Genomic DNA, 14181 nt, shown 5'->3' with positions numbered 1-14181 from the left:
GCCGTGCGGTACCGGGCCGGGCTGGAGGGCGAGGCGACATTGCGAGTCGCCGTCGAGTTCACCGATACCGCGCGCCGATCGCTCGGCATCACGTGGTCGGCCGCCAACGCATCGGCGGCCCGCAAGAAGTTCGAGTACGCCCGGATCTTCCTGGTGGCGCTCGACGGCGATCCGCAGCGGATGTACCTGGACCTCGTGGACCGACGGCCGTCGGCGTCGGTGCGGCTACCAGCTGATCTGGCCGAGGGCGAGTACGCCATCGAAGTCGACGCCTACGGCAGCGCGAGTTGGGGTGATGGCAGATTGGACGCCCGCGGACGCAGCGTCTCGTTCACGATCGGCCGGGGCGAGTCGGGCTAGAAGGCCGACGGGTTCAGTTTCCACCTCCATCGGCGTAGCCTCGGTGCTGTGCTGCGCCGCCAGCGAATGCACCAGATCGATCAGATTGCCTACGGTTACCAGACTGTGCACCTGATCGTTTCGCAGTGGGACGGCCAGTGAATCGCGGCGGAACTGCGGTAGGACTCGCTCGAGATGGGCCACCCCGCCTCGCTGACCACCACGCTCGGCGAGTTCGTCGTCCGGAATATCACCCGTGACAGCGCGGCGACATCGGCGCCGGAGATCTCCAGACCGGAGGCCCGGTGGATGCGAAACCACATATCCAACAGGTCGATCGACTCAGCGCCGAGTTGGTCGATCAGCGACGGCTCCCGGCTGATCCCGGGTTTCTTTCAGGCCGATCGAGTCCGCGACGGACGTGATGACCACGGCCGTAAGATCTTCGGCTCTCATGCGAAGACTCTGGCCCGTGCACCTGGGCGTGGACCTCGAGCAAACCTCGAGCCGATCCGAACGACCCGGCTGCCGGGCTCAGCAAGTCAGATTGGTTGTGAATCAATGCAATTCGTCAGATCGAACCGTTACCATGGGGAAATGACCGCGATGCGGGTTGGGAATGGGACGTGGTCGATGCTGCGGGTCGCCTGCGCGGGCGCTGGCATCAATGCTGAAGGGGCCCAACTACTTCGAGTGACCGACGAGATCGACTACCGGCTGCCCGGCGGTGTGGTGGCGCGGATCGGGGCACCCGGACAAGAGGGTGCCGCCAAGCGCGCGGTCGATGTCGCTCGATGGCTGGAGTCCGCCGGAATTCCGGTGGCACAGGTGGTTTCCGATCTCCCGCAGCCGGTCGTGGTGGACGGTCGCGCGGTGACCTTCTGGCACGAATTGCCGCAGCACCGCGCCGGCACACCCGGCGAAGTGGCCGCGGCGCTGACGAGATTGCATGGGCTGGCGCCGCCGACCGATATGGAAATCGGACAGGTGGCGCCTTTCGTCGGACTCGATGAACGCATCGAAGCCGCGCACACCATGAGCGCGGACGACAGATCCTGGCTGCGTAGGCATTTGGCGGAACTACGGGGTCGCTGGGCCGCGCTGCCGACCGGACGGCCGTGGTCGGTCATCCACGGCGCCGCGTGGAGCGGCAATGTGGTTGTCGCGGAGGACGACAGCGTGATCCTGCTCGATACCGGACTGGTGTCGATCGGCCCGCCGGAATGGGATCTGGTGCATGCGGCGATCGAATGCGCGTCATTCGGCTGGATCACCGATGCACAGTATGCCGAGTACTGCCAGGCCTACGGCTGTGACGTGATGCGCTGGGACGGCTTCTACCTGCTGCGCGATATCCGGGAGTTCCGGATGGCCACCATGGCCGCACAGGCGGCCGCGGCGAATCCGGAGTACCAGGAGCAGGCGGATCTCCGCCTGGCGTGTGTGCGCGGCGATATCGGCCCACGGGTGTGGGACGGATGGACGGCGCTGTCATAACGCGCTTCTGACGTCGAGCGGGCGGACGTCCGGAAGGACGTCCGCCCGCATCGGGTTCAGCCCTGCTGGGTCGGTACGACGATGAGCTCGGCCACATTGACGTGCGGTGGTGCGGCGACGGCGTAGGCGATCGCATCGGCGATATCGTCCGAACGCAGGATTTCGAGTTCGCTGCGCCACTGGGTGAGCCCGGCCCGCTGCTCTTCATCGCGCATTCCCGCACCGAGTTCGGTTTCGACGAATCCGGGTTCGATGTTCTTCACCCGGACACCGCGTGGGCCGAGTTCCGCGCGCAGATTGCGGGTGAGATGGGCAACCGCGGCCTTCGTCGCGGTGTAGACGCCGTAGTTGGGGAAGACGGTATGCCCGCCGATCGAGCCGACATGCACCAGATCCGCGTGGCGGCCCTCACGTGCCGCGGCGAGCAGGTCATCGATGAAAGCTCTTCCGGTGTAGAGCAATCCGTTGATATTGGTCCCCACCATCTGATCCCATTCGTCGGTGTCCGCGACTTCGAACGGCGCGGCGAGCATGACGCCCGCATTCGCGACCACCAGGTCGACCGGGCCGAATGCCGCGCGCACCGTCGCGGCGGCGTCGTGCATTGATTGCCGATCGGCCACATCGGCGACCACCGCGAGGGTCGGTCCGCCGATCTCGGCGGCGAGTTCTTCGAGCCGATCCTTGCGACGGCCGAGCAGGGCGACGCGGGCGCCGTTGTGTGCGAGCTGTCGGGCGGTCGCGGCGCCGATACCACTGGATGCTCCGGTTACTACCGCGGTGCGGCCTTCGAGGTTGTTTGTCATGAGCACCACGTTCGTATCCGAGATCGCTACCCGCCAGGCTGCGGACTTCCTGGTAGTAGCGGGGCTACCCAGGCCCGGCCCGGTTGTCCTACCCTCGGATACATGGACTCCGAGAACCGATTGGGCGTGTTCCTACGCGCCCGCCGCGAACTGGCGCGTCCGGAGGAGTTCGGTATTCCGGGTGGCGGCCAGCGGCGGGTGGCCGGACTGCGCCGCGAGGAAGTGGCCATGCTCGCGGGGGTGAGCGCGGACTACTACGTACGGCTGGAGCAGGGGCGGGATAAGCATCCGTCCGAGCAGGTCGTCGAGGCATTGGCCCGGGTATTCGCGTTGGACGAGGAAGGGGTCGCGCATCTGCGCGAGTTGGCGCGTCCGGCAGCTCGGCGCAAGCGGGCAACCCGACGGCCCGAGCGGGTCGCGCCCGGGCTGTTGCGCCTGATGGATTCCTGGCCGAATACGCCCGCATTGGTGCTCGGTCGGCATATGGATGTGCTCGCCGCGAATCCACTGGCCACCGCGGTCAACTCCTGTTCGGCCGAGGGCGTCAATATGGTGCGGGCGATCTTTCTGGACCCGCAGGCGCGTGCGTGTTATGTCGACTGGCCGAGCATTGCCGCCGATACCGTCGCCAGCCTGCGTGCCACCGCGGGCACCGACCTCGACGATCCGCGCCTGACCGAACTGGTCGGCGAATTGACACTGAAGAGCGAGGATTTCCGGCGGCTGTGGGCCCGTCATGACGTGCGCGCGAAAACCGCGGGCGTCAAACGTTTTCGCAATCCGTTGGTCGGCGACCTCACCCTGTCCTACGAAACGTTCACCGTCAACGGAGCTCCGGGCCAGATCCTCATCGCCTATCACGCCGAGCAGGATTCGGCCGATGAGCGCGCACTCGCGTTGCTCGGCATGATCGTTGCGGGTGAGGTACCCGAATCAGCTTCCGTACCAGTGGATTCGGATAGCTGACTCGTTCATGTCACCTGTGACAGCAGGAATTCGATTGCGGCAGTGGGTTGCAGGCCCGCTGTGCTCTCATAGGCAGTGCTGAAGGCTTCAGCACCGAGTGCTTCGCGGGCTCGGTCTGCCGGTGCGACGAGATTGTCGTACCCGCGCCGATCCTCGGTGCCGAGCATGGCGGCCGCAGCACCGAGTAAGTGGGCCGCGGCGGTTGCGTTGCCGTCGCGCATTGCCAATGCGGCATACAGGTGCGCGAACATTGCCAAATCGTCCGGTTGTGCCCCGCTCGCAGTCGTCATCGACCCGTTTCGACCGATGATCAGCCCCTTGGTCGCCGTATCGAGCATCCGCCGAGCACGCGCCGGATCGTCATCCAGAATCGCGATGAGCCCTCGAAAACCAGTACTACGAGCCCGAATTCGAGTACCGAAGGCGGTGTTCGCGAGACCCGTTTCGGCCCGCTCGAGCCGCTCGAGTTCACGCAGTGCCGCTTTCCGATCCCCGCGGTGCAGCAAATACTCCGCACGCGCAAGCCGCACATAAGTCGCGGCGCCTGGCTCTCCGGCCGCCTCGACGTGTTGTCCGGCCCGGGCCAGCGCAGCTTCGGCACGGTCGAGTTCGCCGAGTCGAGCCAGTGCGGTGGCCGATTCGGCCCAGACGGCCGCGGCATCACCCGCACTGCCGAGCTCTTCGAAGGCCGCGGCGGCACGGGTGAGCGAAGTGATCGCCTCGGACAGATCACCATGGCGCAGCTGGTCGTCCGCGATCGACTGCAGTGTCGTCGATAGACCGAAACGTTCGCCCACCGACTCGAATTCCTTTTTCGCACTGACCAATTGGTCGATGCTCGTACCACCGAGCAAGAGTGCGATACCCCGCTCCCATCCGACGAGCCCGGGCCATGAAGCCGAAAGGCCCTGCCCCTCGAGGAATGCGGGCGCTACCAGCAACACCGTACGAGCAGGTCCACTGGGCAAACCTGAGCTCCTTGCGATTTCGAGACCGGCCGCCACTGCCCGCCTACCGTCCTCGATCGCCCCGTCCTCATACCGCGACAACCCATCGAGCACACCGCGCAATGCCCGCAGCTCGTCCGCCACCTCGCCCCGAAGCTCCAGCACGGCCCGCATCCAATGCAGCCGTTCGCTGTGGATCCCGCGCAACGTCCAGTACCAGAACATTGCCGCGATCAGCCGAATGCCCAACTCGACAGCACCGGTGCCAACCGCGAAGCGCAATGCGGCGGCGATATTGTCGCGCTCGGCATCGAGCCGAGCAAGCGCATCGAGCTGCGCGGCGGACCGCAGTTCGGCCTCCGCCGATTCGGCGAGCCGCAGCAAGTACTGCGCCTGCCTGCCCCGAACCGCATCCTCCGCGCCGGACTCCGCCAGCCGTTCCAACGCATACGACCGGATCGTCTCGAGCATCCGATACCGCTCGCCGCCGCGTTCGACCAACGACTTGTCCACCAACCCGGTGAGCTGCTCGAGATCGTCGACGGCATCGAGGGTCGCACCGGCCGGAAAGACCGCCAGCCACATGACAAGTTCACGTTCGGACTCCGACAGCGGCGCCCAACTCCACTCGATGACCGCACGCAGTGTCCGATGTCTGGCCTGCGCTGTCCGACTGCCGCGACCGAGCAGCGTGAACCGATCATCGAGCTTCGCCGCGATCTGGCCGACCGAAAGCGCCCGCAGCCGCGCCGCCGCCAATTCGATCGCCAACGGCAAACCGTCCAGCCGTCGGCAGATCTCGACCACGGCGAGGGCGGTACCGGCATCGAGCGTGAAATCCGGACGGACCGCTCGCGCCCGTTCCACGAAAAGCCGCACCGCAGGCGAGCTTTCGGCCGCGGCCGCATCATCGGGCCAGGGCAGCGGGCGAATCTGGTGAATGTGTTCGCCATCGACCGCGAGTGATTCCCGGCTGGTAGCCAGCACCCGCAGCTCCGGACACGCACCGAGCAGCCGGTCGACGAGGTCGGCGACCGCATCGACGAGATGTTCGCAATTGTCCAAGATAAGCAGGACATGTTGTTGCGCAAGGAATTCCGCCAACCGATCGACGGGATCCCCCGCCGACGGCTCCAGCACCCCCACCTCCCGCACACCGATCGTGGTCAGCGCCGCGGACACAACCTGTTCCGGAACGCGCACCGCGGCGAGTTCGACCAGCCAGACGCCACCGGAAACCCGCTCGCCCACTTCGATGGCGAGTCGAGTCTTACCCGCACCACCCGGTCCGACAATGGTGATCAGCCGGGCGGCCGCGAGTCGCGCCGTCAGTTCGGCCACATCGTCTTCGCGCCCAACGAAACTCGTGACCTGCGCGCGCAGGTTGGTGCGTCGGCGTGGCGCCGCGGATTCCTGCCGCAGAATCGACAGGTGCAGTTCGCTCAGTTCGGGGGACGGGTCGATGCCGAGTTCGTCGCCGAGCCGGTCCCTGGTGCGTTCGAAAACGGCCAACGCATCTGCCTGCCGCCCCGCCGCATACAGCGCACGAATCAACAGACCCTGGATGCGCTCGGTCAGCGGATGCGCCTCGGCCAGCGCGCGCACCTCGTCGAGGACATCATTGCCCACGGCGATTTCCAGCCCGAGCCGATGTTCGGCCGCGCCGAGCCGCGATTCGTCCAGCCGCACCGCCGCATCGGCCGCGAACCGCAGCTCCAGCAGTTCGGTCAGCGCCGGACCCCGCCACAGGGACTCGGCCTCGCGCAATGCGGACAGATCATCCGATTCCCGCCCGGCCGCGGCCAGGCGTTCGAACCGCACGACATCTACATCGACCGGATCGATGACCAGCCGATAACCGGGCGCGAGTCCCTCGACCCGCGCCGTGCCGACCGCGCGCCGGACTCGAGACACCAAGGCCTGCAACGCATTCGCGCCGTTATCCGGCGGACGTCCGTCCCAGATCGCATCGGCGAGCGCATCGGCGGGCACGACCCGGCCGGGTTCCATGGCGAGCCGGGCCAGCAATGCGCGCACCTTGACCCCGGCGATCCGAAGCGGTCGGTCCTCGTCATCGCGGACCTCGAAGGGGCCGAGCAGCAGTACACGCACGGCAGTAACCCTGCCGTATCGGGCAGTGAAGTCGACGTTCTGGTAGGGATCGGCTAACGACTGTGCGGGAGGATGCCGAGCGTCACGGCCAGTCCGGCCGCGATGCATCCGGCGGCCGCCGCGCTGGTTGGGAAGGAACGGGTGATGGAGGCGATGCCGGCCACGAAAATCAGGCAGGTTGCCGAGGCCAGCAGCGCGGTTCCGCGATCGACACCGGCCGGGCGGTGAAATCGCTTGTGCGTCACTGTCATGCTCAGTAGGTACCCGATCCTCGAGTTATGAAACTGTTATCGACCGCGACAGGCCGAATCATTCCGTGATAACTGCCGTCTCCGGCGCATCGCGAGTGGTAGGACTGGCAGATGGGCAATGACGAGACGGACCCGGACCTGATCGAACTCGCCGCCAAGATCTTCGATCTCGCTCGGCACGGCGATGCCGAGCGGCTCACGGCGTACCTCGATGCCGGAGTCCCGGTGAACCTCACCAACGACAACGGCGACACGCTGCTCATGCTGGCCGCCTACCACGGTCATCAGGACGCCGTCCAGGTGCTGCTCGCGCGTGATGCCGACCCGAATCGAGCCAATGACAAGGGACAGACCCCGCTGGCCGGTGCGGTCTTCAAGGGCGAGACCGAGATCCTGCGGGCCCTGCTCGCCGCCGGTGCGGATCCGGATGCCGGGACACCGTCCGCGCGGGCCGCGGCCGCCATGTTCGGCAAGAACGATTTACTCGGCTTGTTCGGGGCGTCCTGAGCGTTGACCGATTGCTATGAGCAAGAACGCGGATTCGGATGCGTTCGTGCGGGTCGGTATAGTCGCCGCGGATGAGTAGTGTCACCACCCCAGATAGGTCGAAGCCCGTGAACCGACGATTCGGGCGCGCGGTGTGGCTGGTGCCGGTGCTGCTCGTCGCCTTCGCCACCTGGTGCCTGATGGCGCCGCTGTGGCCCTTCCACCGGATCACCGGTGGGTTCATCGACCTGCAGGTGTACCGGCTCGGCATCGAGGCGCTGCGCGACGGCGCGGATATGTACGGCCAGCTGCCGCAGACCACCATCGGCATCGGCCTGCCGTTCATATATCCGCCGTTCGCCGCATTGGTGCTGAGCCCGTTCGCGCTGCTGCCGTGGGATGCCGCGGCCTTCACCTTCTTCATCTCCTCGACGCTCGCGCTGGCCGTCACGCTGTATCTGGTCGCGCGGCGGCGCTGGCCCGAGCGTGGCGCGTTGCAACTCGCGTTGCTTGCCACCTCCTGCGCGACACCGCTGGCCATGCTGCTGGAGCCGGTCCGCTCCACGCTGGACTTCGGACAGGTGAACCTGCTGCTGATGGTGCTGGTCGCCGCGGACGCGCTCACCGCGAAGCCGAAATGGCGGCGCGGCATGCTGGTCGGCGTAGCCGCCGCGATCAAGCTGACACCGGCCGCATTCGTGCTCTACTTCCTGGTGCGCCGGGATTATCGCGCTGCCGTCACGGCCGCGATCACCGGCGCGGTCGCGACCGCGCTCAGCTTCGCGATCCTGCCCAAGGAATCGGTCAATTACTGGTTCGGCGGACTCGGCAATGTCTCCGGACTCAGCGGCTCCTCCTTCCATACCAACCAGTCGATCCAGGCCGTGCTCGCCCGATTCGGCGTGGAGAAGCCGCTGTTCACCGTGCTGTGGCTGGTGCTGAGTGCGGCGCTGCTCGCGCTGGTGGTCCCGGCCATGCGGCAGGCCGCCGAGGTACCCGCGCTCGCGCTGTCGATCAACGCCGTCTTCACACTGCTGGTATCGCCGATCTCCTGGTCGCATCACTGGGTGATGATCGCGCCCGCGCTGTTCGCGATGGTCTGTTACGCGACCACACTGCCGCGCGGTCGGGCGATCGGCTGGTATGTGGCGATCGTCCTCACCACGGCGGCTTTCGTGTACGGGCCGCAGAACTGGCTGCCGGGCGATAATCGCCGCGAATTGGCTTGGACGCCTTGGCAACACCTGTGGGGGAACACCTACGTGTGGTTGAGCGTGTTGCTGGTCGTTGCGTATCTCGTTGCCGGCAAGCGGGCGAAGTCGCAAGCGGGCGAACGCGATTCCGCGCCGAAGGATATCGATCTCGTCGATCTGGCAGGTCCTCGCCCGGCGGCCTGACCGTTTCTGGGATGCTGGGTTTTTGGACGGAGGGCGCCGCGTGGTCGCGATCGATATCGAACGGAATCCGAAGTCGGCGTGGCCGCTGACGCCCCTGCGCGCGGTGCATGCGCGCGGGCTCGGCGGGGTGCCGCCGACGGCATTGGTGCTGATCGGGATCGTCAGCGTGCAGGTCGGTGCGGCGCTGGCCAAACAGCTGTTCACCGCCACCGGGGCCGCGGGTGCGGTCACGCTGCGCCTGTTCTTCGCCGGGGTGGTGCTGCTGGTCGTCTGGCGGTCCGCGCTGCGGATCGAGCGGCGCGCGCTACCGGTGGTGCTCGGCTACGGCACCGTGCTCGCCTGCATGAATCTGTGCTTCTACCAGGCCATCGACCGGATCCCGCTCGGTATGGCGGTCACCCTCGAATTCTTGGGGCCGCTCAGTGTCGCGCTGGCCGGTTCGCGGCGCTGGACCGATCCGGTGTGGGCCGTACTCGCCGGTGGCGGCGTACTGCTGCTGACCAAGGCGGGCGGCGATGTCGGCTGGTCGGGTGTGCTGTTCGCGCTGGCCGCTGGAGCCCTGTGGGCGAGCTACATTCTGCTGAGTGCCGCACTCGGTGACCGGACCAGCGGCGGTGGCGGATTGGCCATTGCGATGGCCTTCGGCGGTGTGCTCATGATCCCGGTCGGCATCGCCGACGCGGGCGCCACACTGTTCCAGCCCTCTGTCCTCGCTGCCGGTTTCGCAGTCGCGATGCTGTCGTCGGTACTGCCGTATTCCGTGGAACTCGAAGCGCTGCGGCGCATTCCACCGCGCGTCTTCGGCGTGCTGATGAGCCTGGAACCGGCGGCCGCCGCACTCGCCGGACTGGTCGTCCTCGGCCAGATCATGCACGCGGCGCAATGGGTGGGCGTCATCTGCGTGGTGGCGGCCTCGATCGGAGCAACCCGGACAGCGCGGCGGAAATAGTCAGCAGTCCGCACTGCCCGGCGCGAAGATCGGGATTTCGCACCACCACGGCTTGATCACCGGCGGTGTCGCCGGTGCGCCCGCGACGATCCAATCGCCCTGTACCGATACCTCGCGGCGTGACAGCGGTTCATTTGCCGGACCGGTCGCCACGGATCCGTCGAGATTGAATTTGCTGCCGTGACAAGGACAGTTGATGGTGCCGCCCGCGATTTCGTTGAGGGCACAGCCCTGATGTGTGCAGATCACCGAGAAGCCCTGGTAATTACCGGGATTCGGTTGGGTCACCACGGTGTCGCCGAGGATGAGCCCGGAGCCGACCGGTACGTCGGAGGCGCGGGCGAGGGCATTCTCCGGTGCGCCCTCCTCGACCTGCGGTGCCGCTGCGGGTTGCTCTTGGACCTCTTGCCGGGCGGCGGGCAGCGGTGCGAATGCGCCCGCGACGATCCATTCGCCCTGGACCGAGATGGTGCGCGCGGCGAGCGGTTGGGTGGCCGGACCGGTGGCGACGGAGCCGTCGAGATTGAATCTGCTGCCGTGACAAGGGCAATTGATGGTGCCGCCACTGATCCTGTCGACGACACAGCCCGCATGCGTGCAGATCACCGAAAAAGCGTGGTAATTACCCGGACTCGGCTGAGTGACGACAGTATCGCCGAGTAGCACGCCGGAGCCGATCGGCACGTCGGAGGCGCGGGTGAGTGCGGTGCCGGGAGTGGGTTCCGGTCCGGCCGGCACCTCGGTCGGGGGCGGCGGCGGCTCGGCGGCAACGGAATTCGATGTCGTCGTCGGTACTGCGGTGGAGGTGGTGGAGGTGACCTGCGTCGACGAGCTTTCGCTCGTGGAACAGGCCGCGACAACTGCCGCGGCCCCCGCTCCGATGACGATTGTTCGACGGTTGACGTGTTCGACGCTCATCATGACCTCGGCGTTGTCGGCTCGTTGTTGTAGGAGTTACGAGATAGCCGCGGATTAGGTTCGAGGTCGTTTCGGATTCTTGCCGAAGTTGGCGCTGCCTACCGCCCGGGTGAGACTGGGACCGGACGGGGCAGCCACCGGCCATTGAACGGAACGGTTCTGAGACCAAGGGTGGGTGTTCGATGAGACTCTCCTGAGAAAACCTGGCGGCGCTACCCGTAAGCGCGCGGTCCGACCCGTAGGCTGGGACGATGCGGGCGATTGCGTTCTACGAATTCGGCGGTCCGGACGTACTGCAGATCGTCGACATCCCGATCCCGGAACCGGGCCCGGGGCAGGTCCGAGTCGCGGTCCGGACCACCGCGGTGAATCCGGCGGATTGGAAGATCCGTTCCGGCGCACTGTCTTTCGGCGAACCGGTGTTCCCGCAGTATCCGGGTGGTGAGATCGCGGGGGTGGTCGATGCGGTTGGCCCGGATGTCACCGATGTCGCGGTCGGCGACGAGGTACTGGGCTGGGCGGTCGCGGCGTACGCGGAATACACCCTCAGCAATGCCGTCGCGAAGAAACCCGAGGAATTGTCCTGGCCGGATGCCGCATCGCTCCCGGTCGCGGTGTCGGCGGCGGAGAAGTCATTGGCGGCACTGAAAATGCAACCGGGCGAAACGCTGCTGATCAACGGGGCGTCCGGTGCGGTGGGGTCGATGGCGCTGCAGCTGGCCGTGGCCGAGGGCGTCACCGTGATCGGCACCGCATCCGAGGCCAATCAGGACATTGTGCGCGAACTCGGCGCCACCCCGACCACCCACGGCGCCGGTCTGGTCGAGCGCGTCCGCGAACTCGCGCCGAACGGCATCGACGCGGTCTTCGACGCGGCCGGATACGGTGTGCTGCCCGCCGCCATCGCATTGCGCGGCGGCACCGACCGGATCGTGACGATCGCCGATCCGGCGGCCCGCGAACACGGCATAACCTTCCTCGCGGGCAGCGGTCCCGAGCGTCCTACCGAACTGCTCGAGCAGGTCGCCGAACGCGTCGCCAGCGGTGCGTTCCGGCTGCCGGGCGAGGCGCGGACCTTCCTGCTCGAGCGGGCAGCGGCCGCACAGGAGGAGAGCGAAATGGGGCGTGGCCCAGGCAAGGTCGTCCTCAACGTGAGCTGACCCCGGTCCGGAACGCCTTGTTGCGAACGACAACCGGCGTACCATCTTTTCTTGCCGTGTGCCGATAGGAGCCGCGGCAAGGAGGAGGACGGGCGCGATGGTCGGTGGCCCATCGACTGACGGAACGAGCCGCGGTGTGCTCGACGCCGGTTTCCAGATACTGGAGGCCATTTCGGCGGCACCGGAGGGCTGTGGACTGTCCCAACTGGCCCGCACCACCGGATTGGCGAAGGCCACCGCATATCGGTTGGCCGAACAGTTGGTGGCGCTCGGTGCCGTGCAGCGGGTGGAGCAGCGGTATTTCGTCGGCGAGCGGATGGCGGAGTTGGGGCGGCATTGGCAGGCCGCGCCGATCCTGCGCCGGGCCGCGCAACGGCCCGCCCGGGTATTGTCCGCCTTGACGAATTCGACTGTCGCGGTGTGCATTCTCGACGCGGGCGAGGTTCGGATGGTCTCCGGGATCAAAGGTGCCGAGTTCTTCCTCAGCACCACCGCGGATCCGGAGTTGGTTTATCGCACCGCGCTGGCGCAGGTGCTCTTCGCGGGACGGGCCGACAATACCGTCCCGCCGCCGACCTATTCGGCCGCTGAATGGCAGCGTGTCTGCTCGGGAATCGTCGATGCCGGAATGGTTTCCGTCGACCATCACAAGCTGATCGCCGGAATCTGTTGTGCCGCAGCGGCTATCCGTCAACCGGGGATGTGCGATGCGGCCGCGATCGGCTGTATCTCACTGTCCCAACAGTTTCCGCCGAATCTGCCCGGCCTGGTCGCACATACCGCCCGCGAAATCGAGAAGAATCTTCGCTGATCGGTTCGTTCAGTGGACCGGGCCGTTCTGCCTGCTCGGCGCGGGAATCAGGATAGATGGGCTGTCGAACGCTGCGAGTAAGGGCCGATCCACCGATGCAAGACTCAGATCTCTGGGGCCACCGCTACGTCTCCTCATCCGTCACCGAGAATGGCCGACCACGATTCCTGCTCGGCGGCACCCGGATCACCCTGTGGTTCGTCGACGAGACCCGCCGCCTGTCCGCACACGCGGGCGCCAATACCGTGATGTTCGAGGTGGATGCCGACAGCGGCGTTCTGAAAACCCGATCCCCGTTCGCCACCGTGCTGTCCTATCCGCCGGAATTCGCCGACCAGGACTCCTGGCTCACCGAATTCCTGCTCCTCGCGCCGACATGGACCACCACCGGCGACGGCACCCTCATCCTCAGCGACGACCGGATCAGGATCGAGTTGCAGCAGACCGCTGACTGCCCCTGATACCTAGGTCGCCGGGATGAGGAAGCTTTCGACAACTCGGCGGACCTTGGGCACCGCATCGACTTCGCCGAGGCGCAGTGCGGTATTGGCGGCACAGAGGACGGCGTCGATCTGGAAGGCGGCGAGATCGATATCCAGATCGGCGATTTCGCCCGCATCGACGGCATACCGGAGTTCGCGCGCGATGGTCGCCACCCACGCCCGCTGCTCGCGGACCAGCGCATCGCGCACCGGACCGGGACGGCTGTCGAACTCCGCCATATTCGCGACCCGCAAGCAGCCGCCCGCGAACAGCGGTGTCTGCGCGTAGACGATCCAACATTCGATCAGAGCGCGAAGTCGTTGCACCCCATGCGGTTGCGCGCGGGCGGGACGGATGACGGCATCGATGAACATATCGCGGCCGAAATCGAGCGCCGCGAGTTGCAGCGTCTCCTTGGTCTTGAACAGGGTCTGCACACCCGCTTTGCTGAGCCCGGTATCAGTCGCCAACTTGCCGAAGCTCAAACCGTCGAGACCGTCGAGGGATGCGGTGTCGACCGCTTGGCGCAGCACGAGCTGGCGACTCCGTGCACCGCGCAGTAGGCGCTTGTCCTCCGTTGTCATAATTGAAGAGTACGTCCGACCGTATGGTTAGACAATCGGCGGCACCATCGCCTGCAGCAGATCGCGCAGGGTCTGCTGCTGTGCGGCGGTGAGCGAGGTCAGTGGCGACTGCGCCCCGAGCAGGTCGAGCGCCTCGGCGCGCCGCCGCTCCCCGGCGGCTGTCAGCACGATCTGTTTGGCGCGGCGATCGGTCGGATGTGGTTGCCGCCGAACCAGATCCTGGTGTTCGAGGCGGTCCAGCACGAAGGTCGCGTTCGACGGCTCGCACGACATCCTGGTGGCCAATTCGCGCGCGGTAATCGGATCCGACAGTTCGCGCAGGGCGATCACCTGCGACGGCGTCATATCCAATGCCTCGGCGACGCGGCGAACGTGCACGTCGAGGCGGTGGGTGAACTGATGCACCAGCTTGCAGACATCGCGATCGATCCCGGTATCCACGGCGAGATTCGGTGGCGCCTGCTCCTTCATGCCG

Annotated in this window: 15 protein-coding genes; 9 read left to right on the top strand and 6 right to left on the bottom strand. The window is 66.5% G+C overall.

The features are described from left to right. The first annotated feature begins 3 nt into the window (after window positions 1-3). Window positions 4-360, top strand: a complete 357-nt coding sequence (locus tag ACZ60G_RS41315) for a hypothetical protein (RefSeq protein WP_465817470.1) — start codon at window positions 4-6, stop codon at window positions 358-360. 576 nt (window positions 361-936) lie between these two features. Continuing rightward, window positions 937-1836: a phosphotransferase family protein gene (locus tag ACZ60G_RS41310; RefSeq protein ID WP_465817468.1), complete on the top strand. Its 900-nt coding sequence runs from the start codon at window positions 937-939 to the stop codon at window positions 1834-1836. A 56-nt stretch (window positions 1837-1892) separates the two neighbouring features. On the opposite strand, the gene ACZ60G_RS41305 is transcribed toward ACZ60G_RS41310, so the two are convergent. After that, window positions 1893-2642 carry an SDR family oxidoreductase gene (locus ACZ60G_RS41305; RefSeq protein ID WP_465817467.1) on the bottom strand — a complete coding sequence of 250 codons (750 nt, stop codon included), beginning with the start codon at window positions 2640-2642 and terminating at the stop codon, window positions 1893-1895. A gap of 102 nt (window positions 2643-2744) precedes the next feature. Here ACZ60G_RS41305 and ACZ60G_RS41300 point away from each other — a divergent pair, with 102 nt between their 5' ends. Then, window positions 2745-3608 (top strand): helix-turn-helix transcriptional regulator, encoded by an 864-nt coding sequence (locus tag ACZ60G_RS41300; RefSeq protein ID WP_465817465.1) that lies wholly within the window; start codon window positions 2745-2747, stop codon window positions 3606-3608. Window positions 3609-3613: 5 nt separating this feature from the next. Here the strand turns inward: ACZ60G_RS41300 and ACZ60G_RS41295 are convergent, their stop codons facing one another. Further along, a complete protein-coding gene (locus ACZ60G_RS41295) occupies window positions 3614-6667 on the bottom strand; it encodes a BTAD domain-containing putative transcriptional regulator (protein WP_465817463.1) in 3054 nt (1017 codons plus the stop codon). Between the two features lie 53 nt (window positions 6668-6720). Next, complete coding sequence (locus tag ACZ60G_RS41290; protein ID WP_465817461.1) at window positions 6721-6918, bottom strand: hypothetical protein; 198 nt, start codon at window positions 6916-6918, stop codon at window positions 6721-6723. Window positions 6919-7029: 111 nt separating this feature from the next. Here ACZ60G_RS41290 and ACZ60G_RS41285 point away from each other — a divergent pair, with 111 nt between their 5' ends. The 3 genes from ACZ60G_RS41285 to ACZ60G_RS41275 all read left to right on the top strand — a co-directional run bounded on the left by ACZ60G_RS41285 (window position 7030) and on the right by ACZ60G_RS41275 (window position 9750). Further along, window positions 7030-7425 (top strand): ankyrin repeat domain-containing protein, encoded by a 396-nt coding sequence (locus ACZ60G_RS41285; RefSeq protein WP_465817459.1) that lies wholly within the window; start codon window positions 7030-7032, stop codon window positions 7423-7425. Between the two features lie 71 nt (window positions 7426-7496). Continuing rightward, the gene (locus ACZ60G_RS41280) at window positions 7497-8801 is read left to right on the top strand and encodes a glycosyltransferase 87 family protein (RefSeq protein ID WP_465817457.1); all 1305 of its coding nucleotides are present in this window, start codon (window positions 7497-7499) and stop codon (window positions 8799-8801) included. Window positions 8802-8841: 40 nt separating this feature from the next. Then, entirely contained in the window at window positions 8842-9750 is a 909-nt protein-coding gene (locus tag ACZ60G_RS41275) for an EamA family transporter (protein WP_465817455.1), read from the top strand. On the opposite strand, the gene ACZ60G_RS41270 is transcribed toward ACZ60G_RS41275, so the two are convergent. Further along, window positions 9751-10671, bottom strand: coding sequence for a QcrA and Rieske domain-containing protein (locus ACZ60G_RS41270; RefSeq protein WP_465817453.1), 921 nt, complete (start codon window positions 10669-10671; stop codon window positions 9751-9753). A gap of 248 nt (window positions 10672-10919) precedes the next feature. On the opposite strand from ACZ60G_RS41270, the gene ACZ60G_RS41265 reads away from it, so the two are divergent. From ACZ60G_RS41265 to ACZ60G_RS41255, 3 genes are all read left to right on the top strand, one after another. Further along, window positions 10920-11828: an NADP-dependent oxidoreductase gene (locus ACZ60G_RS41265; protein ID WP_465817451.1), complete on the top strand. Its 909-nt coding sequence runs from the start codon at window positions 10920-10922 to the stop codon at window positions 11826-11828. A gap of 136 nt (window positions 11829-11964) precedes the next feature. Then, window positions 11965-12639, top strand: coding sequence for a helix-turn-helix domain-containing protein (locus ACZ60G_RS41260; protein WP_465817449.1), 675 nt, complete (start codon window positions 11965-11967; stop codon window positions 12637-12639). Window positions 12640-12734: 95 nt separating this feature from the next. Next, entirely contained in the window at window positions 12735-13100 is a 366-nt protein-coding gene (locus ACZ60G_RS41255; protein WP_465817447.1) for an META domain-containing protein, read from the top strand. Between the two features lie 3 nt (window positions 13101-13103). Here the strand turns inward: ACZ60G_RS41255 and ACZ60G_RS41250 are convergent, their stop codons facing one another. Together ACZ60G_RS41250 and ACZ60G_RS41245 are read right to left on the bottom strand one after the other, a co-directional pair. Continuing rightward, a complete protein-coding gene (locus ACZ60G_RS41250; protein WP_465817445.1) occupies window positions 13104-13706 on the bottom strand; it encodes a TetR/AcrR family transcriptional regulator in 603 nt (200 codons plus the stop codon). Window positions 13707-13733: 27 nt separating this feature from the next. Continuing rightward, on the bottom strand, window positions 13734-14177 hold the full coding sequence (locus tag ACZ60G_RS41245) for a MarR family winged helix-turn-helix transcriptional regulator (RefSeq protein WP_465817443.1): 444 nt from the start codon (window positions 14175-14177) through the stop codon (window positions 13734-13736). Between the last annotated feature and the right edge of the window lie 4 nt (window positions 14178-14181).

This window comes from Nocardia sp. NPDC102475 (assembly GCF_055584605.1).
Note: the sequence above shows the minus strand (reverse complement) of the source record. Positions and strands in the feature narration are given on the sequence as shown.